Origin of the sequence: Aminobacterium sp. UBA4987 (assembly GCF_002396985.1) — a bacterium.
Taxonomy (GTDB): Bacteria; Synergistota; Synergistia; order Synergistales; family Aminobacteriaceae; genus Aminobacterium; species Aminobacterium colombiense.
The window spans coordinates 99,424-119,407 of sequence record NZ_DGZF01000011.1; the positions used below are offsets into that span (position 1 = coordinate 99,424).

The following is a 19,984-nucleotide window of genomic DNA, read 5'->3' on the forward strand; positions in this document are numbered from 1 at the left end:
ATTGATAGCAATTGTTTATCTATTCACTAGATTTAGTTTTTTCAACCGCGCCTCGTGCGTGTCAAAAAGCAACTTCTCTCAAAAAATGCAAGGACTCCCAACGGCATAGGTGAGGAGGTGAATATGTATGAACGCCTTAACCATGATCTGGCTCGTTATTGGCGTAGGTATAATCGCTGCCGTTCTCATTATCAAAAAGAAACGGAGTGATGAAAGTACCGGTGATTAGAAAAACGTAGCCCTTCGTCTCTGCGTTCGTTACAAATACCTCCGTGGAGTACGTCTTTTTGCCGATAGCCAAAACCTCTCTTCTAAAAGATAATTTTAAACAAAGGAGTAAAAGAAGGGGGTACGACTATGAAATCGCAAAAGATCCGTCTGGCCGTTCAACTTGCATTTCTCATCTTCTTATCATGGATAGGCTATCGGCATCAACTTCTAGGAGGCGGCCCCGAAGGAATGCCGCCAGTAGATGCTTTATGCCCATTTGGAGGTATAGAGGGATTATATGCTTATTTAAAAACAGGGACATGGCTAAGAAGATTGGCACCAAGCTCTCTTGTGTTGTTTGCTGGTGTTGTAGCAATGACTGTTGTCGTAGGGCGTATTTTTTGCAGCTGGATCTGCCCCTTGGGAACCATAGGCGAGCTTTCCGCAAAAGCGGCTCGAAAATTGGCCATAACCCCCAGAGAGCTGCCAGAGTCTGTTGATCGACCAGCACGATATCTAAAGTATGCCGTTCTCGCCCTCATTCTCTTTTTTACATGGAAACTCGGCACCCTCGCATGGCGTAATTATGATCCGTGGGTAGCATGGATGCACCTCAGCGCAGGCTGGAAAGAAGTAGTGGAAAAGCCCTGGGCATATATAGTGCTCTTTGGTGCTGTAATTGCCGCGAGTTTATGGATTGAGCGATTCTGGTGCCGTTATCTTTGTCCTCTCGGAGCCCTTCTTGCCCTTGGCCAGAAATTAAGCCTGGTAAAGATTCGTCGAAATGATTCATCTTGTATTCATTGTCATTTATGTCATACGTCATGTCCCGTGAATCTCAACCCTGAAGCAAAAGAAACAGAAAACAGCGCGGAATGTATTGCCTGTGGACGATGTGCTGACACGTGTCCTGTGGAGAAAACTCTCTCTTTCGGAAAGAAAAAGAAGTTCTTCTCCTCTCTCGCCGTCGGAATAGTCGGTTTACTTCTCTTCTTTGGTTTTTACGGTGCGGCCCGTCTATCTGGGGAATGGACGACCTACGCCCCATCTACTACTGAAGGAGTAAGGAATGCAGCAGGCGGTATCTATGGGTGGATGACCCTTCACCAGGTGGCGGAAACTGTGAAACTTACCGAGGAGGAGGTTATTGCCATTACAAATCTTCCGGCTGGCATTCCTCGCGATGTATCGCTAAAAAACATTGAAGGGGTTAATGATGAGGAACTTCGAGCACTCCTTGAAGCCTATTTGGAAAAACAAAAAATCGAGATCCCTTCGTCCCCCCAAACAACCCCTCAAAACCCGGAAGAAATAAAAGGTTCGTTGACGCTGTCGAGCATTGCAGAAACCTATGGACTCGCAGCTGAAAAGATACTGGCTGAGGCAGGATGGCCCATGGATGCCCCAAAGGACAAGCCTTTAAAGGAACTCGCCGCAGAATACAAAACAGAAGTAAGTGTTATTCGTGAAGCAGTGAAAAAGCTTTTAAAACAGTAGCGACGTTTTCTTCAGGGCAATATATTAGGGGAGCCTGGCTCGTTACTGAGCCAGGCTCCCCTATCTTTAACAAAGGTGTTCTTTTATAGCGTTTCCAAGTAGTTTGATTCCCTGTACAATTCTCTCTGGCGGCATGTTGGAATAGTTCAAGCGCAAGGTGTTCTCATGGCCGCCGTTAGGGAAGAAGGCTCCTCCCGGTACAAAGGCAACCTTCTTTTCAATACAGGTCATGAGCAAGTCTCTGGCACTGAGATTTTCAGGCAACACTACCCATGTAAAAAGCCCGCCTTCCGGCACGGTGTATGAAGCTGAAGGCGGCAACTCCGCCTTCATCGCCTCTATCATAATGTCGCACCGTTCCTTATAGACATCTATGATACGAGCTACATGAGCGTCAAGATCGTACATTTCCATATAGGTGTCGATCTCATACTGACTCAGCGTAGGGGAATGAAGATCAGCAGCCTGCTTAAGGTACGAAAACTTTTCATATATTTCTCCTTCTGCGCAAAGCCAGGCAATTCTCATTCCCGGACAAAAGATCTTCGAGAAGGTTCCAAGAAGAACCACCTGCCCCTTTGTGTCAAAAGATTTCAGAGAAGGGGGTACGACCCCTTTAAATCGAAGCTCCCCATAGGGGTTATCTTCAAAGACCACTATATTGTAACGGTTAATAACTTCCATAAAGGCTCTTCTTCTCTCAAAAGTCCACGTTTTGCCTGTAGGGTTCTGAAAATCTGGAATAACGTAGACTGCTTTGGCTCTTTTTTCTCTTTTCAGAGCCTTTTCGAGAGCCTCTGGTACCATTCCGTCTTCGTCTGTCTCGACGTCCACGTACCGCGGGTTATAGCCGTTAAAGGCACTGAGAGCACCGAGATAAGTAGGGCTTTCGCATAAGATGACATCTCCGTCGTCGATAAACATCTTAGCCAACAGGTCAAGAGACTGTTGGGATCCCGTGGTAATCATTATGTTGCCGCTCTCCAAACGGGTCTGGTATTTCCGGTTCATCCGGCTCGCAATCTTTTCCCGCAAAGGAACATGTCCTTCTGTTGTCGAGTATTGCAAGGCTTTTCTACCATGCTTCTCGAGAACATGAGCAACAACTTCTTTCATCTCATCAATCGGAAATAGTTCTGGAGCCGGAAGGCCGCCGGCGAAAGAAATAATCTCAGGATCAGCTGTCACCTTTAGAATGGCGGCGATATCCGATGCCTGAAAATTTTTCATCCGCTCTGCAAAAATGTATTTGTTCATAGTAGAGCCCTCCTGTTGGTTAAGAATTTTAGGGCGGATTATATCAGGAAAGAGGGCTTTATGGGAAGGGATATTCCTAAATTATCAAATTATATGCGTATTTATAAAATTCATTCTGTTATTTATTTTAAGTGCAAAATCTTATCAGTGGCCTTCAAGCCAGAACCCGAAAGGAAGGCCACTGTTATTTCGCTGGTTAAAAGCTTCCCCTGGCCTTCCAGTTTAGCCAATGCTGCCGCTACAACTGCACTGGTTGGTTCTACATACAGGCCGGCCTTGGCCAAATCATAAAAACCTCTTTTTATCTCCTCTTCATCAACTGCCAGCATTTCCCCCCCTGTTTTCCTGATAGCGGCAAGAACTTCCCTTCCCCGTACAGGCAGGGCGGAACTAATTCCCTCCGCTATGGTTTCCCGTTTCTCTATTTGGACGGGCTCTGCTTTCCCCTGAATAAAAGCCTCATAGAGGGGGGCGCAATTCTTTGCCTGAACAGCGATGATTTGAGGAAAGCGAGAGATGATCTTTGATTGAAGAAGATGTCGGAAGGCAAGATAACAGCCCAGAACGAGGCTTCCCTGCCCTGCCGGAACAATGATCTTATGAGGCGCTGTGCACTGGAGTTGTTCCCATATTTCAAAAGCATAGGTCTTAATTCCATGAACAAAATAGGGGCTCCAGTTATGACTGGCATAATAAGTATGGGATGCCGCCTGCTCTGCAGCTCTAGTGGTGTCTTCCCGACTTCCCGGAACCCGTACAAGTTCTGCCCCATAACTTTCAATCTGGACACACTTGCCTGCAGAGGTATATTCCGGAACAAAAATTTGACAATGAATGCCTGCCCGAGCGGCATAAGCAGCCATAGCTGCCCCTGCATTGCCCGACGAATCTTCAACAATGGAAGAGATGCCCAGTTCTTTCAGCCTTGTTACCTCATAGGCAACTCCCCGATCCTTATAGGAACCGGTGGGACAGAGATAATCAAGCTTAAAGAAAACCCGGCCGGATTTCCATGGCAAGGGAACAAGGGGGGTAAGACCTTCACCAAGAGAAACAGGAATCGTTCCATCCCTTAAAGGAAGAGCCTCTTTATACCGCCAAAGTGATGAAGGGCGGGATTGCAAAGCTTCCTGCGAAGGAAATCGGGTTTCGTCAACGTGGAGAAGAAGCGCCCCGCCGCAGGGGCACCTCCAATACTTACTGTCCTCTTCATGTTGTTGATGACACCGCTCACACAGCAGCATTCTCCCTTACTCCCCTTTGCCTTTCATTTCACTGCAAGAAGCTTCTCAAGATCATCTATAAGACACTCTTCGGCATTGAGATTGTAGGCATCGAAAACAGCTGTGTATTTCAACCCGCTCCCTGTAAGGATACATGCCGCTCTCTGTTCTGAAGAGATAGAGCCAGTTTGCCGCAGTTTTTTAAGGGCCGCCAGCGAAACAGCTGAAGCTGGCTGAACAAACAACCCCATCCCTGCCAGTTCTAGCTGAGATTCATAAATGCTCTCTTCTGAAACTGCCACAGCTACCCCCCTTTGCCTGTGAAGCATTCTTAACACCTGGTTGCCGCTTGGGGGGAAAGGGTTTTCTATGGCGTGGGCGACAGTGTGGGGGTTGGGGAACCGCTCAATAGTGAGAGAATTCTTTTCGTAGGCTCTCGCTATTGGTGCACATCCTTCTGCCTGAGCCGCGACAATCGTTGGTATGTGAGGAATAAGCCCGGATTTGTAAAACTCTCTAAACCCTTTTTCTATGCCTCGAATGTTGCCGCCGGCACTTGTTGGTATAATAACAAAGTCAGGAACATTAAACTCTGTCTGTTCACATATTTCAAAAGCAATGGTCTTAGACCCTTCGACCCTGAAGGGAACGTCGGAATTCATAAAGTAGATGCCATATCTTTCTCCCAGGCGGAGGCTTTCTTCGTAAAGTCGGTCATAGTCGCCCAGAGCCTTGATCAGACGGGCATTATAGATGGCAACCGGATTGAGTTTTTCAGAAGGGATATCCCCCTTCACAAGGATTGTCGTTTCAAGGCCTGCTCTTGCCCCGAAAGCAGCTACGGAAGCTGCCATATTTCCTGTAGAGACAGTTCCGATTCGGCGAAAACCAAGTTCAATGGCATGGTGAATGGACGCGGCTGTTCCCCGGTCTTTAAAAGACCACGTGGGGTTTACTGTTTCGTTCTTTAAAAATATTTCTTTCACCCCGTATTTTTCAGCAAAGGAGGGAGCTGAAAGAAGGGGGGTCATTCCTTCGCCAAGGGAAAGGCCGCTGCAACTGGACTGAAAGGGGAAAAAGCTCTTATACCGTTTGAAGATGTCCGATCGTTCTTCCGTATCGATATTCTTTGAAATAAACTCCTCGATCTCAAGTGGCTCCCTGCACTTTTGGCAACGTGCAAGGTTCTCTCGAAGAGAAAACGTTGATCCGCAGGCAGTGCATATAAGCTTTTTTTCTAACATCGAAAAAGATCCCTCCCTGTTAATATCCATAATGAAATTATAACGTATAGAAAAACATTATTTTTTGTTTTTTCCTTTAAATTTACATCTTGCATCTGCTTTTTTTTCTGTCATACTATGCCTGCTTGTAATCAAAATATGAAGACTCAAAACCAAATCGGGGAGAGTGAAATCACACAAAAAAATAGTTAGGAGGTTGAGACGGGTTGACACGTGCGGCTATACCTTTGATTCACGTTGAAAATCTGTACAAGAGCTTTGAGGATGGAGAAGTTTTGAATGGAATCTCCATAGACATTCATGAGGGGGATCTGGTCTCTATCATAGGGCCGTCAGGATGCGGCAAGTCAACGTTCTTACGGTGTCTCAATTGTCTCGAGTACATCGATTCCGGAACCATTACTATCGCCGGCGTTACGGTAAGCCGCACCGGCAAGGAAAAGGAACTGGACAAAAGCTTTCTGGAAGCCTGTCATCATATGAGACAGGAAGTTGGAATGGTATTTCAAAGTTTTAATCTTTTTCCTCACCGGACCGTTCTCGAAAATGTTATGCTGGCCCCTATGGTCGTTAAAAAGGCCAGTGAAGAAGAAGCTCATGAAATAGCGTTGAGATTGCTTGAAAAAGTTGGCCTTTCCGAACACGCCCACAAATATCCAGCCACCCTATCTGGCGGACAAACTCAACGTGGGGCTATTGCTCGCGCCCTCGCCATGAATCCCAAAGTCATGCTCTATGATGAACCGACTTCAGCCCTCGACCCCGAATTAGTGGGGGAAGTTCTGCAGGTCATGAAAGATCTTGATAATGAAGGCATGACTCAGATCATCGTAACCCATCAAATGCGATTCGCCCGCAACGCTTCTGACTATATTGTCTTTATGGACGGCGGGGAGATCGTTGAAATGGCTGACGGCGATGTTCTGTTTGAAACACCTCAAAACAAACGAACGAAAGCATTTCTCAGACACTTTTCAGAGGATGTAGCATAAATGAAAAGGCTGATACGATTCCTTTGCGCTCTGTTTATTGTTTTTGCGGCGTGTGGGTCTCCTCTCTACGCTACCGATAAACCTGTGCTCAAATGGGGAGGAGATACTGAGGGGGGCGTACCCTATATGTTCTACGATCCCTTCGATATGGATCGCCTCATTGGCTACGAAGTGGAGATCATAGATGCCATCGCCGATTATCTTGGTATGGAAACCGAATTTGTCCAGAACGGATGGGATAATCTTATTCCTGGCCTGGAACGACATTTATACGATGTCACCCTTGATGGCCTTGAAATCACGCCGGAACATAAAGAGGTTGTAAATTTCTCCATACCTTACTACGCAACCTTTCTACAGATTGCCGTCCGGAAGGGGACAAAAGACATTGAAACCCTTGAAGATTGCAAGGGAAAAGTTGTGGGAACCCTAAAACAATCCTATGCTTATTTCACCCTCGTAGAGGCCGGCATTAAGGACATACGAACCTACGAAGATGAGATCAATGCCTTTAACGATCTCGAAAACGGACGTCTTGACGCAACACTCTTTGACGATCCCATCGGCGTCTACTATGCAGGGTTCAACCCTGAAATAGTATTTGTGGGCCCTCCCGTTGGACGTATGGAGTATGGAATTGCTGTTCGCAAAGAAGACAAGCAACTGCTTTCAGATATAAATGAAGCTATCGTCTATCTTCGAGACAGCGGGAAACTTCGGGAGATCTATGACCGCTGGAACATGTGGAGCCCCATGATGGCCGAAATGTTTCAGGATTTTTCTCCAAGCAAGATCGAAGCTTCCATGTTCAACCATTGGGCGGAACACCAAAAACCTGACATTACTTTAGCCAAACGGTTAAATCGATACGCAAGCTTCCTGCCTATATTGGGCAAGGCAGCCATCGTTACCATGAAGGTATCCATTGCATCTATGGTTCTGGCTATTTTCCTCGGCCTGCTTTTGGCCATGACTAAAATATTTGGGCCTACTTTGCTCTCTCGTCTGGCCATCGGATATATTGAGGCAATTCGGGGAACGCCTGTCCTGATTCAGCTCTTCTTTATATTTTATGGTCTCCCCAACATAGGGATAAAACTGAGCCCGTTCTTTGCCGGAATATTAGGCCTTGGGCTCAATTACGCCGCCTATGAAGCTGAAAACTACAGAGCTGGGCTCCTATCTGTGCCTCGCCAACAAATGGAAGGGGCTTTGGCTCTTGGAATGACACGGTGGCAGGCTCTGAGACACGTGGTATTGCCTCAGGCCTTGCGAGTCGCCTTGCCACCGGTAACCAATGACTTTATCTCTCTTTTGAAAGATTCGTCACTGGTCTCCGTCATTACCATGGTGGATTTGACAAAGGCCTATGGCCAGCTGGCTACAACCTATTACGACTATTTCGGCACTGGCATTATTGTTGCCATCATTTATTTTTTGCTTGGGTTGCCCTTCGTGCGCCTGGCGCGATGGACTGAAAAGAAAATGGCCGTTGCCGTAAAAGGCGGGAAGAGACAAAAAAACTCCGGCTCTTTAGTCGGGAAAAAACCTGGTTCCTATTGATCAAAATAGTTAATCAGATAAAAGGGCTGTCCACGAAAAGGACAGCCCTTTTTAGATCAACTCGCCCTTTGCTACAAAAATGACGCTTCCGCCCACGTGTACATCAATTTTTCCGCCATCCTGGTCGGATGCAGAGAGAAAAAGAAGAGAGGGACGCTGAAGAGAGTATCCCTGTTCTACCCTCACATCCTCTATTACAGATGCCCCCATGACCTTATGGCGAACAAGATAGGCAGCCAGGCACCCTCCAGAGCTTCCCGTTGCGGGATCTTCTTCCACCCCGAAACACGAGGTAAGAACCCTGACATGAAGATGGTTATGTCTGTGGATAGGTTCTTTGCAATAGATTGAAATTGCGACTTTGCCCATTCTCTCTATGAAATCCTCGTATTCATTACGATTTATGCAGATTCGACTCAGGACCTCTCTTCGTTTAAGAGGCACTATAACTGTGGGCAAACCGGTGGAAACCCATTGGACAGGGGCACCTGTTTCTATTTCCTTTGCATCAATGGACAACACCCTCGCCAGATCTTCGGGGGGATAGACAGGGCCGAACTCTGGCTGGTTCTGCTTCATAATATAAAGATGATCCTTTCTCATCACGGGAATCGGCCCAACCTGGAGGTTTAAAGTAATAAAATCAGGGTTTCCAGGCGCTATTTCCCTGGCGATAACAGCAGCTGTTCCCAAAGTGGGATGGCCTGCAAAAGGGACTTCCCCCCCTGGAGTAAATATCCGTGCAGGATAGCCTCCGTTTACTGGAGAATGATTCAAAATAAAGGTTGTTTCTGAATAGTTCATCTCTCTCGTAATACTCTCCATATCCTCTTTCGAAAGATCTCCTGCTCCAAGAACTACAGCAAGCTGGTTCCCCGAATATTTTTTTTCCGCAAAAACATCTACAATATAAAATTCATATTTTTTCACGACGAACCTCCCCTCCTTTATTGCTTTTTCAGTATATACTTTTTCCCCATAGGCCAGGAAAAACAGCAATAGGACCTTAACTCGTAGCCACCGCAGCGCTTTTATTTCACGTTTATTATAACTCTAATTTAACCATGCCACCTTGCCCCTCTTTAATGTAATCCTCCGTATTGACAACCCCACCTCACTATGTGGTATTATTGCCACATAGTGAGGTGATTTTATTGAAGGATAAACTGCAACAAGAGAAAGCAGCTATTTTCAAAGCCCTGGGCCATCCAGTTCGTCTTTCTATTGTGGAAGCCCTCGCGAAGTATGAGATGTGCGCCTGTGAAATAGCGGAACTTTTTCATTTTGACAGAACGACAATCAGCAAACATATAGCACTTCTTCGAGATCTCGATATTATCGAAGACAGAAAGGATGGACTGCACATCTACTATTCCCTGAAAATGCGTTGCCTCACTTCAATGCTTCAATGTATCGAGCGGGTTATCCAGGGGCACCCAGTTTATGAGGAACATTACTTACAGTGTTATTGTGCAGCGAGAAAGGAGAGGGAAGATGAAAATACAGATATTGGGAACAGGTTGCCCAAAATGTAAAAAACTTGCTGAAATGGCAGAAAAAGTGGCTCAGGAGCTAGGCCTCGATTACGAAATTGAAAAGGTAACAGATATTAAAGAGATTATGTCCTTTGGGGTGCTGGGAACTCCCGGCCTTGTTGTAGACGGGAAGGTTCTTTTATCCGGTCGGGTTCCAACAGAAGCAGTTCTGAAAGACCTTCTTCGCGAGGAAGCAAAATAAAAACATACCCCCGATTAGCCGTCGGGGTTTATTTTAGACCCTTATGTGAACTATCCGCCACCTATAAGTGAAAGGAAGTCTTTTGTTATGAGTGACCGCAAAAAATTTATATGGATCGTTGCAGCTTTCCTTTTCTTTTATTTTTTACCAGCCGACAATCCCCGGGTACACGGCGCCGCTATAGAAGCCTTTGCCATGCTTCATGAATATGCCAGGGAGCATGTACTGCTTTGCCTTGTTCCCGCATTTTTTATCGCTGGAGCTATTTCTGTTTTCGTCAGTCAGCAGTCAGTGATGAAATATCTTGGAAACCAGGCGCAAAAGATCGTTTCATACTCTGTCGCTGCTGTTTCAGGCACTATCCTTGCGGTCTGTTCATGCACTGTCCTTCCTCTTTTTGCGGGAATTTACAGCCGTGGAGCCGGTATTGGCCCTGCGTCTGCCTTTCTATATTCAGGCCCGGCCATCAACATCCTCGCCATTATATTGACAGCCCGAGTTCTTGGTTTTGAAATGGGGCTCGCCCGTGCCATAGGCGCTATCTCTTTCAGCATACTTATAGGTCTTGCAATGGCTTTCATTTTTAAAGAAGAAGAAAAGAAGCGGCAAGAAGGATTTGCTTCTCTGCCTATTGAAGAACCAGTCCGTCCCCTGTGGAAAACCCTATGGGCTATGGCCAGCATGGTTTTCTTTCTTATTTTTGCGAACTGGGCCACCCCCAAGGTAGAGTCCGAAACATGGGCCGCGATATATGATGCAAAGTGGATCTTGGCAGGAACTGCCCTAGGTTCTACTCTTCTGACAACAATGAAGTGGTTTTCCCGTGATGAGCAAACTGAATGGCTCAGCGCTACCTGGGGATATGGGCTGCAAGTATTACCCCTCCTTTTTTCAGGGGTTCTTCTTGCGGGCTTCTTGTTGGGACGTCCAGGTTACGAAGCCCTTATCCCAAGTCACTATGTTGCGGTTCTTGTTGGAGGGAACTCAATCTTTTCGAACTTTTTTGCCTCCATTGCCGGAGCTTTCATGTATTTCGCCACATTGACAGAAGTCCCCATTCTCCAAGGGCTTATGGGAGCCGGTATGGGCAAAGGCCCTGCTCTTGCGCTCCTTCTGGCAGGACCTGCCCTTTCCCTTCCTAACATGCTGGTGATCCGTAGCATTATGGGAACAAAAAAAACAGTCGCCTATGTTTCCCTTGTTATTTTTTTATCCACTGCGGCAGGGGGCATTTACGGCGCTTTCTTTTAGCATTGTCCTAAAGCTGACTAAAAAGGATGTGAGTACCAATGCCGCTCTATAGAATTAAGGAACTGAACTGTCAGAGTTGCGCTTCTCAAATAGAGGCAGACATATCCGCCCTTCCAGGAGTAAGTGGGGTATTGTTCAATTTCGATACAAAAATATTGAGAGTTGAGAACGATGGAAGTGACCTTGAGGAAAAGATAAGGGCCATTGTTACTCGCATAGAACCAGGGGTAACAGTAACGCTCGTTAATAATGTGGAAAATGCTTCTTCAGAAAAGCCCTCTTCAGGCAAGAGTTTTTTAATAAAGCGATTTAAGGAAGAAGGAAAGGGCCTTGGAATTGCCGCCATCCTCTTTATCATAGGACTTGCTTTTAGAGAACAGCTGGCAGCAACACCTTACAGCCTAGGTGAATATTCCATCTTCCTCGCCGCTTACTTTCTTAGTGGACAAGAAGTGCTCTGGAACACAGTTAAAAATCTAAAGGCCATGAAAGGGATGGACGAATTCTTCCTAATGTCTATCGCCACTATTGCAGCGATTCTTATTGGGGAACTTCCAGAGGCTGTAGCAGTTATGCTTTTTTATAGAACTGGAGAACTATTCCAGGAATTATCAGCATCAAGGTCCCGCAGCTCTATCCGCGCCCTTCTCGCTGCTCGCCCTCAATTTGCCAGACTCCTTAGCGACGGAGAAGAAAGAAATGTCAAACCCGAAGATGTTGCCGTAAACGACCATATCCTGGTTCGGCCGGGAGAAAAAATCCCCCTGGATGGAATTATTGAATCGGGAATTTCCCAAATTGATCAATCCCCCCTCACCGGGGAATCGGTACCTGTAACGGCAGAACCCGGCAAAAGGGTATATGGCGGAAGCATAAACCTACGGGGGGCTCTCACCATTCGTGTAACATCTGCCTTTGAAGAAACAACTATTGCGCGAATTCTTGAAATGGTCGAGTTCGCTGTAGCGCGGAAATCGCCAACTGAACGGTTTATTACAACCTTTGCCCGCTACTACACTCCTGCAGTAGTTATGGGAGCTTTAGCAGTAGCCGCCATTCCACTCCTTCTCGGAAATGGTTCGTTTATGAATTGGATTTACCGGGCGCTGGTCCTTCTCGTTATTTCATGCCCCTGCGCTTTGGTGATCAGTATTCCTCTTGGATATTTTGGAGGAATAGGGGCTGGATCGCGCCATGGCATCCTCATAAAGGGTGGAAATGTCCTTGATGCTATGAATTCTGCCAAAGTGGTGGCTTTTGACAAAACAGGAACCCTGACACAAGGGGTTTTCTCTGTAACAAAGATTGTGCCCCAGCAGGATATTTCAGAAGAAGAGATTCTTTCCCTTGCCGCCTCGCTGGAACAAGGCTCAAATCACCCTATCGCCCGTTCAATTACTGAGGCGGCGGGAGGAATAGAACTTTTGCCTCCAAAAGATCTCGAAGAAATCTCCGGAAAGGGCTTACGAGGCATTGTTGAAGGTCATCGGATCCTTGCTGGGAATAAAAAATTCTTAGAGGGAGAAGGTTTCCAGAACCTTTCAGACCCGGAGCGAGGAACCGTAGTTCACATAGCAAAGGGCGGTCGCTACCTCGGTTATATTATTGTTTCTGATGTGATCCGCCCTGACGCGCACAGCACATTGAAAGCCCTCAAGAAGGGCGGATTGGCGACTACGATCATGCTGACAGGCGATACTGAAAAGGGAGCGGAGTGGGTAGCTCGTGAGATAGGCGTAGATCAATACGTCGCCAGCCTTTTGCCCCAGGATAAGGTTGCGGAGCTGGCCAGGCTTAAATCAGGGCTGTCTACCAATGAAACAACTATCTTTGTGGGCGACGGCCTCAACGATGCCCCTGCTTTAGCCGCTGCTGACATCGGCATAGCTATGGGAGGCCTTGGCTCAGAAGCAGCAATAGAAACAGCTGACGTGGTCATCCTCGACGATAATCCATCCAAGGTTGCGGATGCCCTTGTTCTGGCTCGTCGAACCCGTAAAATCGTCTGGCAGAATATAATCTTGGCCCTTGCCACAAAAGGCTTTTTCATCGTCCTTGGAATAGCTGGAATGGCAGGAATGTGGGAAGCTGTATTCGCCGATGTAGGGGTTGCCTTGCTTGCTGTTTTGAACTCTATGCGTACGATCCGGTTCGAGCCGGAATCATAAGTGCCCTCCCTCTGCATTATCTCTGAGCGACACCCTATTTTCCTGGAAAGAGTGTTTCGAACAAACGTTCGAACAGCATAAAAGCTCAGCTTTTTCGAAAAAGCTGAGCTTTTATGCTGTCTAAAAAGGAACTATTCTTTGAATACGGGCAACCTCGCAAGATAGACCAGATCCTTACTTTCGTAACCGCCTTCCTCGAGAAGAACAGCAACCTTAGCCACCACTGTGCAATTGACATGGGAAAGGAGGCTTTCAAGAGCTTTGAGGGATCCCCCCGTGGAGACCACGTCGTCCACAATACACACCCTCTTGTTTTCCAGCTTTTGGGCATCCAGGCCGTCGAGAACTATAATCTGCGGCTCACGGGTAGTAATGGACTGCACCTTTTCTATCACGGGATTTTCCATATACCCTTTTACAGACTTACGGACAATAACGTAATTAATGCCTAAACGTCTGGCAATAGCATGGGTAAGGGGAATGCCTTTTGCCTCAGGACAGACTAGATAATCAATGCCATCTGGGAGTTTGCGATAAAGGTCCTCTGCCGTTCGTTCAATGAGTTCTGTATCTCCAAGCATTACAAACGATGCTATAACAAGGTCATCTGCGACTCTCACCTTTTTTAGATTCCTGGTTAATCCAGAAATATGCAGTTCGTAGGTATCGTTCATTTTTGCATCACACTCCAAAATAAAATTTTATCGCCAACCCGGCCAAGAGGCCAAAGAATGGGTTCCACCGGGCAGAGACAAGGGTCGTCGCCGCAATCACCATACCCCAGGGACCAAACCCGTAAGGGCCGGCAAATTCCGGAGCGGAAGCAATGGCTCCCTGAATGTTGGTAGCGAAAGTAACAAAAGTTCCAAGAATAAACAGGAACCCGGCAATAGATGAACGATGGACATATCTACCAATAATGGGAAGAAGCTTCATAAGAAGGATCACGGCCATAATGCCCATCATGAGCACTGAGCACAAAACAGGATTAGGCGCAGTAGCTGTTCCAGATATAATGGCCTCTACAGGGCCGCCGCCAAAAAGAGAAGACCCCATGTCAGCCAGACTGGAGTAAATGGCAAGATGATCGATATTTGTCTCAGCCCCCGCAATGCTTCCTGTTATCTTTCCAAAACTGATATTAGCTCCGATGTTAAGACAAGCGAGAGCAAGGGCCCCTACGAAAATACGGGGGTTTTTCCAGAAACGCCACTCAATGTCACCAAAGTTAAAGCGCTCTCTGGAAAGGTCAATTTTTGTTTCCTCAATAGCAACTTTTTTGCTGACTCGAAGGTAGTTATAGACGGCAGTAGAAACAAGAACAGATATAATAATCGTCCATGCCAGATCTTTCGTTACAAGCCAGACAGCAAGTCCCGAAACCATAGAAGCAGTTCCAGACCAACGTTCAGAATTGAAAAGTTCAATGGCCACATAGGCAAGCATAACTCCAACTCCAGCCATCATAGATGTTACGATGGTAGGGCCAATAAAGGCAACAATGGCTTCATTCAATCCGAAAACAGAGGGGATAAAAAGAAAAGCCGCGCCCCAGAAAACGAGGCTAAGACGTTCGCGAACGTTACGTCCCATTGTTCCTGCCAAAGTAATCGTTTCCGCTTGGAAAGAGATAGTGGCAACAGAGTTAAATACAAGAGAACCAGCAATACCGATAATAAAAGCGATAGCCGTGGGGAAGGCAGCAAAACCAAAACTGAGAGCCAGCAATCCCTGAGGGATACCATTCACAACAACAGCCAAGGCAGTGAGGATATTAGTAAGCATTGGGGTCACATTCTCCTTAATTGTTTTTTTAATTTCTTTTCAGGTCTTCCCTGAACGCAAACATTTTTACCTAAAAATCTTTTTTTGTAAAGTTTAAAACTCTATAAAGGGTTTTTCTTTTCACTGCTTGATATATAATAGTGTTATGATTTTAAAACTTTGTAACACGGAAGAGGAGGTTCGCTGTGGCCATGCCGTCAATAACTTCTGAATGCCTTGAACAAATTATTCATTTCCATGGACATTGGTGTCCTGGTTTAGCCATTGGCATACGTGCCGCCCAGATAGCTCTTGCTGAAGTAGGGCACAGTTCTGACGAAGAAATGGTGGCTCTATGTGAAACAGATATGTGCGGAATCGATGCTATCCAGTTTCTTACAGGATGTACACTTGGAAAGGGAAACCTTATTATTCGTCCCTACGGGAAAATGGCCTTTTCCTTTTATAGGAGAAAGGACGGAAAGTCCATTCGCCTTGTATTAAAAAAAGAATCTGGGAAGGGGACTGGAAGTCCTGATTATCGGGAACTTCAGGCCAAGGTTAACACTCATACCATAACGGAAGAAGAGCGTCGGCGTTTCGCTGCCCTTCGTCAGGAGCGATGCGATGCTATTATGACCATGCCTGGGGAAGAGCTTTTTGAAATTGGAACAGTGAGAGAGGCAGTTCCTCCTCATGCCCCTATGGCACAAAGCCTGACGTGCGCCCTTTGCGGGGAAGGTGTCATGGAGACAAAAGCCCGGTGTTTCAAAGGAGAATACTATTGTGCCCCCTGTTTTGAAAAGGTTGTTCCACGGCCCTGAATCACCATGCAGGAATAATGACAGGAGAACCGTGAACAAACTCAATATCCACTGAAATATCATAAATATCGGCAATAACCTGGGGAGAGATTTCGTCTTTGGCTAGAACATAACGAATCTCTCCTTTTTTCATAAAAACGAAACGATCTCCATATCTCAATGCCATGGTAAGGTCATGAAGGGACATAACAGCTGAAAGCCCATGGCCTTTAATAATATGTTTCATTGTTTCCATAATTTCAATCTGATTCTTTACGTCGAGACTGCTGATAGGTTCGTCAAGCAATAAAATGCGAGGCTCCTGAACTAAAGCTCGGGCTATGGTCACCTTCTGAAGTTCACCACCGCTCATCTCATCGAGATACCGAAGGGCTAACTCATCAAGGCCAAGGGTATGGATGATTGCGTCAACCTTCTTAATATCGCTCTCTGCAAGGCGCCAACCTACGTAGGGGCGGCGGCCGAGAAGAATGGCATCAAAAGCGGTGAGCCGCACTTTCTCACTGCTTTGAGGAACATACCCTATGCGTCTGGCTATTTCACGTCCTGACATGCGGCGCATGTTCTTGTCTTCTAGAGTAATTGTGCCCTTTTGAGGGCGGTTAATTCCATTCAGACATCGTAGGAGGGTTGTCTTGCCCGAACCGTTAGGGCCAAGAATCATAACCATCTCCTGATTCTTCACTGAGAGGGAAATATTTTTCAGAATAGGTGTTTCCCCATAGCTAAAATGAAGATCATCTACTGAAAGAATCATAAACGTCCCCTCCGCAAAACAAGCCAGATAAAAAGAGGCGCTCCTAGAAAAGAGGTGAGCACTGAAACGGGCAGTACTCTCGGAGCCAGAGCAAGCCTTGCCGCTGTGTCTGCACCGAGGAGCAGCAACGCACCGAAAATAGCCGTTCCCGGAATAAGAAAACGGTGGTCATCACCAATAATTAAACGGACCATGTGAGGACACACAAGGCCCACAAAGCCAATAACCCCTACAAAAGCAACAACCACCGATGAAATGAGTGACGCACAGAGCATTCCCACAAGACGAATACGCTGCACCTGAACACCGAGACCAAGGGCCGCTTCTTCACCTGCATCAATAGCATTGTAATCCCACCTGTGAGCAAAGAAGTAAATCAACACGACCCCGATAAAAACACTCATTATCTGTAACTCTCTCCACCCTGCCCTGGCCACATCGCCGAAGGTCCAGAAGACCATGGCCGCCAGTTGGGCATCATCAGCAAAATACTGCAGGAGCATTGTCGCCGCCGTAAAAAGAGAGGCCAGCGCCACACCTGTTAAGACCATGGATTCAGGTGTTGCTCCTCTCATTCTAGAAAGAAGCACAATGATCCCGGTAGCAATTAGACTTGTTAAAAAGGCAGCGCCTGTGGCAGCGAGGGGATTAAAGAGAGTCACTGCACCCACCTGGCTGCTCTGCATTTGCCCTGCGCCAAAAACCATCACAGAAAGAGCGGCGCCGAATGCGGCCGCATTTGAGATTCCCAAGGTAAAAGGCGATCCCAAAGGATTTCGCAGTATGGACTGCATAACAACACCAGCAACAGAAAGGCCTGCCCCGGCCACTAAAGCTGTAAGTGTCTGGGGAAGGCGAACGTTCCAAATAATAAGCTGCCACTTAGAAGTCTCGCCCTTTCCTAACACAGTGGCAAGGACTTCCATGGGAGGGATACGGACCGCGCCAAGGGAAATAGACAACATGGCTGTTATAGCGAGGAGGACAGCTCCTGCACAAAGCCACAGCGCTTTTTGGGCTTGATATTCTTTGTAAACCGGAGAAAGGGTTCCTTCTTCCAAATGCATAGCAATATCCCTATTTTAGAGAAATTTTTTGGAAGGCCATATTCTCAAAAAGAGCGTTCATTTCATTGAAAACTCCTTTTCCAACAAGGAATGTGTAAATTTCATCGGCCTTTTGTGAGGGATCAATATCCTGAAAGCGTTCAGGATACAGAACCTTGCCAACAAAATAAGCATCGGCAAGAATGGAGCCAAAATTCTGTGTATACCAGTTGTAAGGAAGAACTCCGTAGACTTCCCCACTCTTTACGGCCTGGAGTTCCTGGTAAACGGGGTCATTTTTCAGTTCTGACAGAGCGCTTGCCTGCCCGCCAGCGTTAAGAGTGGCAAGATCTATAAAAATAACCTCAGGATCCCATTCCAAAAGCTTTTCCCGGGCTACATCCGCGTGAGTATTTTTTGTCCCAGCATCATGATCAGCTGTTGCCACATGTCGGGCCTTGGTAAATATAAAGGGCGGATAAGCCAGCTCCGTGGATCGAAAACCATGAGCTCCTCTCGACGCGACCCCTCCGACGTAACATGTTCTTTGCTCGGCTTCTGGAACATCCTGTACTCTGCTTTTAAGATCCGCAATGCTCTTCTCAAAGAAATCAACAATAGCCTCTGCTCGCTCTTCTCGATCAATGACCTTTCCCATTATGCGCAAAGAGGCATAAAGATCTTCCCGGAGGTGGGCCAGGTTGCCATAATTAAGCCCTATGACAGGGATACCTGTTTTTTCATTCAATACATGGGCTGGAATTCCATCATTCGGGTAGGTTTTAAATATAACCTGAGGCAAAGGATTGAGACCGAGGATCAATTCGGGGTTCGCATTGCCTCGAAATTCTCCCATAAGAGGCATACCTTTAAAATGCGGGTTGGCCAAAGCATAAGGACGGGGACCGAAATCTTTTCTTTTCTCATTGTCTTCCACTGCCACTACAAGGTGCTGACCTTGCAAATAGGTAAGAAGCCTAAGACACCCTGAACCAGAACAGATGACATGCTCAATTGGTGCTGAAACCTCTACTTGCTGTCCTATACCATCTGTGATAGCCATTGAAGCGCCGATTTTTTCGGAAGCAAGACCTTGGGTGGGAAAAAGAATTGAACATAAAAGAAGAAAACTCCATATCCCGGTACGCCATTTCATTTACTGACACCCCTTTAGAATAGAAACATTTTAATAACACGAACTTGTTGAATCGTAGCACATTTAAAAGAAAAGCGCAAAAGGTATTTATGTGGCGTACTCTATTTTTCCCATTTTTATAACATGGAATGCTTATTCAGTGAAAGCAGCACTTTATCAGCAATAACTTGCGCTGAGTGGGGGTGGGCCAACTTCCGCGCCGCCCCTCTTATTTTTTTCAAACGCTCAAAAGAGGTATAGAGCCCTCGTACGTGATGAACCGCATCTGTTGCACATCTTGCCCAGATCCCCGCCCCATTTGCTTCAAGATATCTGGCATTGTTTATTTCCTGCTTGGGTATGGGGTTTATCATAATCATGGGAACCCCGACGCATAGCGCTTCGCTTACAGTGAGTCCCCCCGGCTTGGTAATCATGAGGTCTGCCTCCTCCATATAGTCGTTCAGATTATCCACAAAACCAAGCACTTTAAAATCGATCCGGTGAGGAATATCCACCCCTTCCAGCTGGTCTATAAGATCTTCGTTTCGACCTGCAATGATGGTGAGGGAGAGGTTGATCCCTGTTTCGATAAGACCTTCGAGAATATCAAGCACTATTGAGTTAGGCACACTACTCGCCACAAACAATAAAGAGAAGGGAGTTTTAAGAGGCTTTTCTTCTGTATATCTTGAATAACTCTCAGCATACTTCCTTAATACTGGAATGCCGGAGATTAATACTTTATCATTGGAAATACCTGCTTCGAGAAGATCTTTCTTTACCGACGCGCCGCCAACGAAATATGCGTCTACGTGGGGACTTACCCACATTCGATGAAGGCCGTAATCGGTGACAACACCGTATATTTTGCCTTTGTAAAAACCCTGTTCTTTCATATAGGAAAGGACGGAAAGGGGGAAAAAATGGGTTCCCACGCAAACATCAGGCTGATTTTCGGCAAGGTAACGCATGAACTTCTTTACGTTCTCCATATTTATTTTTTCAAGAAGACGAAGGGCGGCGCTTTCTTCTCTATCCTGATCAGTCAGTTCATACATGACTTTGCACGCCAGGTGGGCGTGTTCACTTACAAAAGCATATACGTCACTATATGACCATTTAAAGAGATCACTCGAAAAATCGAGTAAATCCATTATGACATTCGGTATTCTGCGGCTATCAAGTTCTTCCTGAATCGCGCGAGCCGCTATTCGATGCCCACTGCCTGCCGATACATAAACAAGATGGACCGGTCTCACAGTATCTAACCTCCTTGTTTAATATTACTTCATTGCGCAATCAAATACCTTTTA

At 46.4% G+C, this 19,984-nt stretch carries 18 protein-coding genes; 8 read left to right on the forward strand and 10 right to left on the reverse strand.

The annotated features are described in order from the left end of the window. Positions 1 to 357 precede the first annotated feature (357 nt). Positions 358 to 1,707 carry a 4Fe-4S binding protein gene (locus tag B2U56_RS08365; RefSeq protein WP_273312947.1) on the forward strand — a complete coding sequence of 450 codons (1,350 nt, stop codon included), beginning with the start codon at positions 358 to 360 and terminating at the stop codon, positions 1,705 to 1,707. Positions 1,708 to 1,773: 66 nt separating this feature from the next. Here the strand turns inward: B2U56_RS08365 and B2U56_RS08370 are convergent, their stop codons facing one another. The 3 genes from B2U56_RS08370 to thrC form a co-directional block, all read right to left on the reverse strand. Next, positions 1,774 to 2,964, reverse strand: a complete 1,191-nt coding sequence (locus B2U56_RS08370; RefSeq protein WP_273015734.1) for a PLP-dependent aminotransferase family protein — start codon at positions 2,962 to 2,964, stop codon at positions 1,774 to 1,776. A gap of 122 nt (positions 2,965 to 3,086) precedes the next feature. Continuing rightward, on the reverse strand, positions 3,087 to 4,208 hold the full coding sequence (locus B2U56_RS08375) for a pyridoxal-phosphate dependent enzyme (protein WP_213700811.1): 1,122 nt from the start codon (positions 4,206 to 4,208) through the stop codon (positions 3,087 to 3,089). Positions 4,209 to 4,231: 23 nt separating this feature from the next. Beyond that, positions 4,232 to 5,431 (reverse strand): threonine synthase, encoded by a 1,200-nt coding sequence (gene thrC, locus B2U56_RS08380; protein WP_013047485.1) that lies wholly within the window; start codon positions 5,429 to 5,431, stop codon positions 4,232 to 4,234. Positions 5,432 to 5,637: 206 nt separating this feature from the next. On the opposite strand from thrC, the gene B2U56_RS08385 reads away from it, so the two are divergent. After that, a complete protein-coding gene (locus tag B2U56_RS08385; RefSeq protein ID WP_013047484.1) occupies positions 5,638 to 6,423 on the forward strand; it encodes an amino acid ABC transporter ATP-binding protein in 786 nt (261 codons plus the stop codon). Continuing rightward, a complete protein-coding gene (locus B2U56_RS08390) occupies positions 6,424 to 7,986 on the forward strand; it encodes an ABC transporter substrate-binding protein/permease (RefSeq protein ID WP_013047483.1) in 1,563 nt (520 codons plus the stop codon). It abuts the gene before it with no gap. A 51-nt stretch (positions 7,987 to 8,037) separates the two neighbouring features. Here B2U56_RS08390 and B2U56_RS08395 read toward each other — a convergent pair whose 3' ends face one another. Further along, positions 8,038 to 8,916 (reverse strand): PhzF family phenazine biosynthesis protein, encoded by an 879-nt coding sequence (locus B2U56_RS08395; RefSeq protein WP_286953301.1) that lies wholly within the window; start codon positions 8,914 to 8,916, stop codon positions 8,038 to 8,040. A gap of 215 nt (positions 8,917 to 9,131) precedes the next feature. Between B2U56_RS08395 and B2U56_RS08400 the strand changes: the two genes are divergently transcribed. The 4 genes from B2U56_RS08400 (at position 9,132) to B2U56_RS08415 (ending at position 13,142) form a co-directional block, all read left to right on the forward strand. Further along, positions 9,132 to 9,521, forward strand: coding sequence for an ArsR/SmtB family transcription factor (locus tag B2U56_RS08400; protein WP_286953452.1), 390 nt, complete (start codon positions 9,132 to 9,134; stop codon positions 9,519 to 9,521). After that, a complete protein-coding gene (locus B2U56_RS08405) occupies positions 9,481 to 9,723 on the forward strand; it encodes a thioredoxin family protein (RefSeq protein WP_286953303.1) in 243 nt (80 codons plus the stop codon). Before B2U56_RS08400 ends, B2U56_RS08405 begins: the two co-directional genes overlap by 41 nt. Positions 9,724 to 9,810: 87 nt before the next feature. Next, positions 9,811 to 10,974 (forward strand): permease, encoded by a 1,164-nt coding sequence (locus B2U56_RS08410; RefSeq protein ID WP_286953305.1) that lies wholly within the window; start codon positions 9,811 to 9,813, stop codon positions 10,972 to 10,974. Positions 10,975 to 11,012: 38 nt separating this feature from the next. Next, a complete protein-coding gene (locus B2U56_RS08415; protein WP_286953307.1) occupies positions 11,013 to 13,142 on the forward strand; it encodes a heavy metal translocating P-type ATPase in 2,130 nt (709 codons plus the stop codon). A 131-nt stretch (positions 13,143 to 13,273) separates the two neighbouring features. On the opposite strand, the gene B2U56_RS08420 is transcribed toward B2U56_RS08415, so the two are convergent. Together B2U56_RS08420 and B2U56_RS08425 are read right to left on the reverse strand one after the other, a co-directional pair. Beyond that, positions 13,274 to 13,816 (reverse strand): phosphoribosyltransferase family protein, encoded by a 543-nt coding sequence (locus B2U56_RS08420; protein ID WP_213700819.1) that lies wholly within the window; start codon positions 13,814 to 13,816, stop codon positions 13,274 to 13,276. A 7-nt stretch (positions 13,817 to 13,823) separates the two neighbouring features. Next, positions 13,824 to 14,927, reverse strand: coding sequence for an NCS2 family permease (locus B2U56_RS08425; RefSeq protein ID WP_286953310.1), 1,104 nt, complete (start codon positions 14,925 to 14,927; stop codon positions 13,824 to 13,826). Positions 14,928 to 15,118: 191 nt separating this feature from the next. On the opposite strand from B2U56_RS08425, the gene B2U56_RS08430 reads away from it, so the two are divergent. Further along, positions 15,119 to 15,730: an FmdE family protein gene (locus tag B2U56_RS08430; RefSeq protein WP_286953311.1), complete on the forward strand. Its 612-nt coding sequence runs from the start codon at positions 15,119 to 15,121 to the stop codon at positions 15,728 to 15,730. A 1-nt stretch (position 15,731) separates the two neighbouring features. Here the strand turns inward: B2U56_RS08430 and B2U56_RS08435 are convergent, their stop codons facing one another. The 4 genes from B2U56_RS08435 to B2U56_RS08450 form a co-directional block, all read right to left on the reverse strand. Further along, entirely contained in the window at positions 15,732 to 16,487 is a 756-nt protein-coding gene (locus tag B2U56_RS08435) for an ABC transporter ATP-binding protein (protein WP_286953312.1), read from the reverse strand. After that, positions 16,484 to 17,554, reverse strand: coding sequence for a FecCD family ABC transporter permease (locus B2U56_RS08440; protein ID WP_286953313.1), 1,071 nt, complete (start codon positions 17,552 to 17,554; stop codon positions 16,484 to 16,486). The genes B2U56_RS08435 and B2U56_RS08440 overlap by 4 nt, the downstream gene beginning before the upstream one ends. A 10-nt stretch (positions 17,555 to 17,564) precedes the next feature. Then, the gene (locus tag B2U56_RS08445) at positions 17,565 to 18,689 is read right to left on the reverse strand and encodes an iron ABC transporter substrate-binding protein (RefSeq protein ID WP_286953314.1); all 1,125 of its coding nucleotides are present in this window, start codon (positions 18,687 to 18,689) and stop codon (positions 17,565 to 17,567) included. 116 nt (positions 18,690 to 18,805) lie between these two features. Beyond that, complete coding sequence (locus tag B2U56_RS08450; RefSeq protein WP_286953315.1) at positions 18,806 to 19,930, reverse strand: MGDG synthase family glycosyltransferase; 1,125 nt, start codon at positions 19,928 to 19,930, stop codon at positions 18,806 to 18,808. Between the last annotated feature and the right edge of the window lie 54 nt (positions 19,931 to 19,984).

What these genes read in the sequence shown, in the direction of transcription:
- thrC (WP_013047485.1), bottom strand. Translation starts at nt 5,431, where the DNA reads ATGTTAGAAAAAAAGCTTATATGCACTGCCTGCGGATCAACGTTTTCT.
- B2U56_RS08445 (WP_286953314.1), bottom strand. Translation starts at nt 18,689, where the DNA reads ATGAAATGGCGTACCGGGATATGGAGTTTTCTTCTTTTATGTTCAATT.
- B2U56_RS08365 (WP_273312947.1), top strand. Translation starts at nt 358, where the DNA reads ATGAAATCGCAAAAGATCCGTCTGGCCGTTCAACTTGCATTTCTCATC.
- B2U56_RS08430 (WP_286953311.1), top strand. Translation starts at nt 15,119, where the DNA reads ATGCCGTCAATAACTTCTGAATGCCTTGAACAAATTATTCATTTCCAT.
- B2U56_RS08370 (WP_273015734.1), bottom strand. Translation starts at nt 2,964, where the DNA reads ATGAACAAATACATTTTTGCAGAGCGGATGAAAAATTTTCAGGCATCG.
- B2U56_RS08405 (WP_286953303.1), top strand. Translation starts at nt 9,481, where the DNA reads ATGAAAATACAGATATTGGGAACAGGTTGCCCAAAATGTAAAAAACTT.
- B2U56_RS08440 (WP_286953313.1), bottom strand. Translation starts at nt 17,554, where the DNA reads ATGCATTTGGAAGAAGGAACCCTTTCTCCGGTTTACAAAGAATATCAA.
- B2U56_RS08420 (WP_213700819.1), bottom strand. Translation starts at nt 13,816, where the DNA reads ATGAACGATACCTACGAACTGCATATTTCTGGATTAACCAGGAATCTA.
- B2U56_RS08415 (WP_286953307.1), top strand. Translation starts at nt 11,013, where the DNA reads ATGCCGCTCTATAGAATTAAGGAACTGAACTGTCAGAGTTGCGCTTCT.
- B2U56_RS08375 (WP_213700811.1), bottom strand. Translation starts at nt 4,208, where the DNA reads ATGCTGCTGTGTGAGCGGTGTCATCAACAACATGAAGAGGACAGTAAG.
- B2U56_RS08390 (WP_013047483.1), top strand. Translation starts at nt 6,424, where the DNA reads ATGAAAAGGCTGATACGATTCCTTTGCGCTCTGTTTATTGTTTTTGCG.
- B2U56_RS08435 (WP_286953312.1), bottom strand. Translation starts at nt 16,487, where the DNA reads ATGATTCTTTCAGTAGATGATCTTCATTTTAGCTATGGGGAAACACCT.
- B2U56_RS08410 (WP_286953305.1), top strand. Translation starts at nt 9,811, where the DNA reads ATGAGTGACCGCAAAAAATTTATATGGATCGTTGCAGCTTTCCTTTTC.
- B2U56_RS08425 (WP_286953310.1), bottom strand. Translation starts at nt 14,927, where the DNA reads ATGCTTACTAATATCCTCACTGCCTTGGCTGTTGTTGTGAATGGTATC.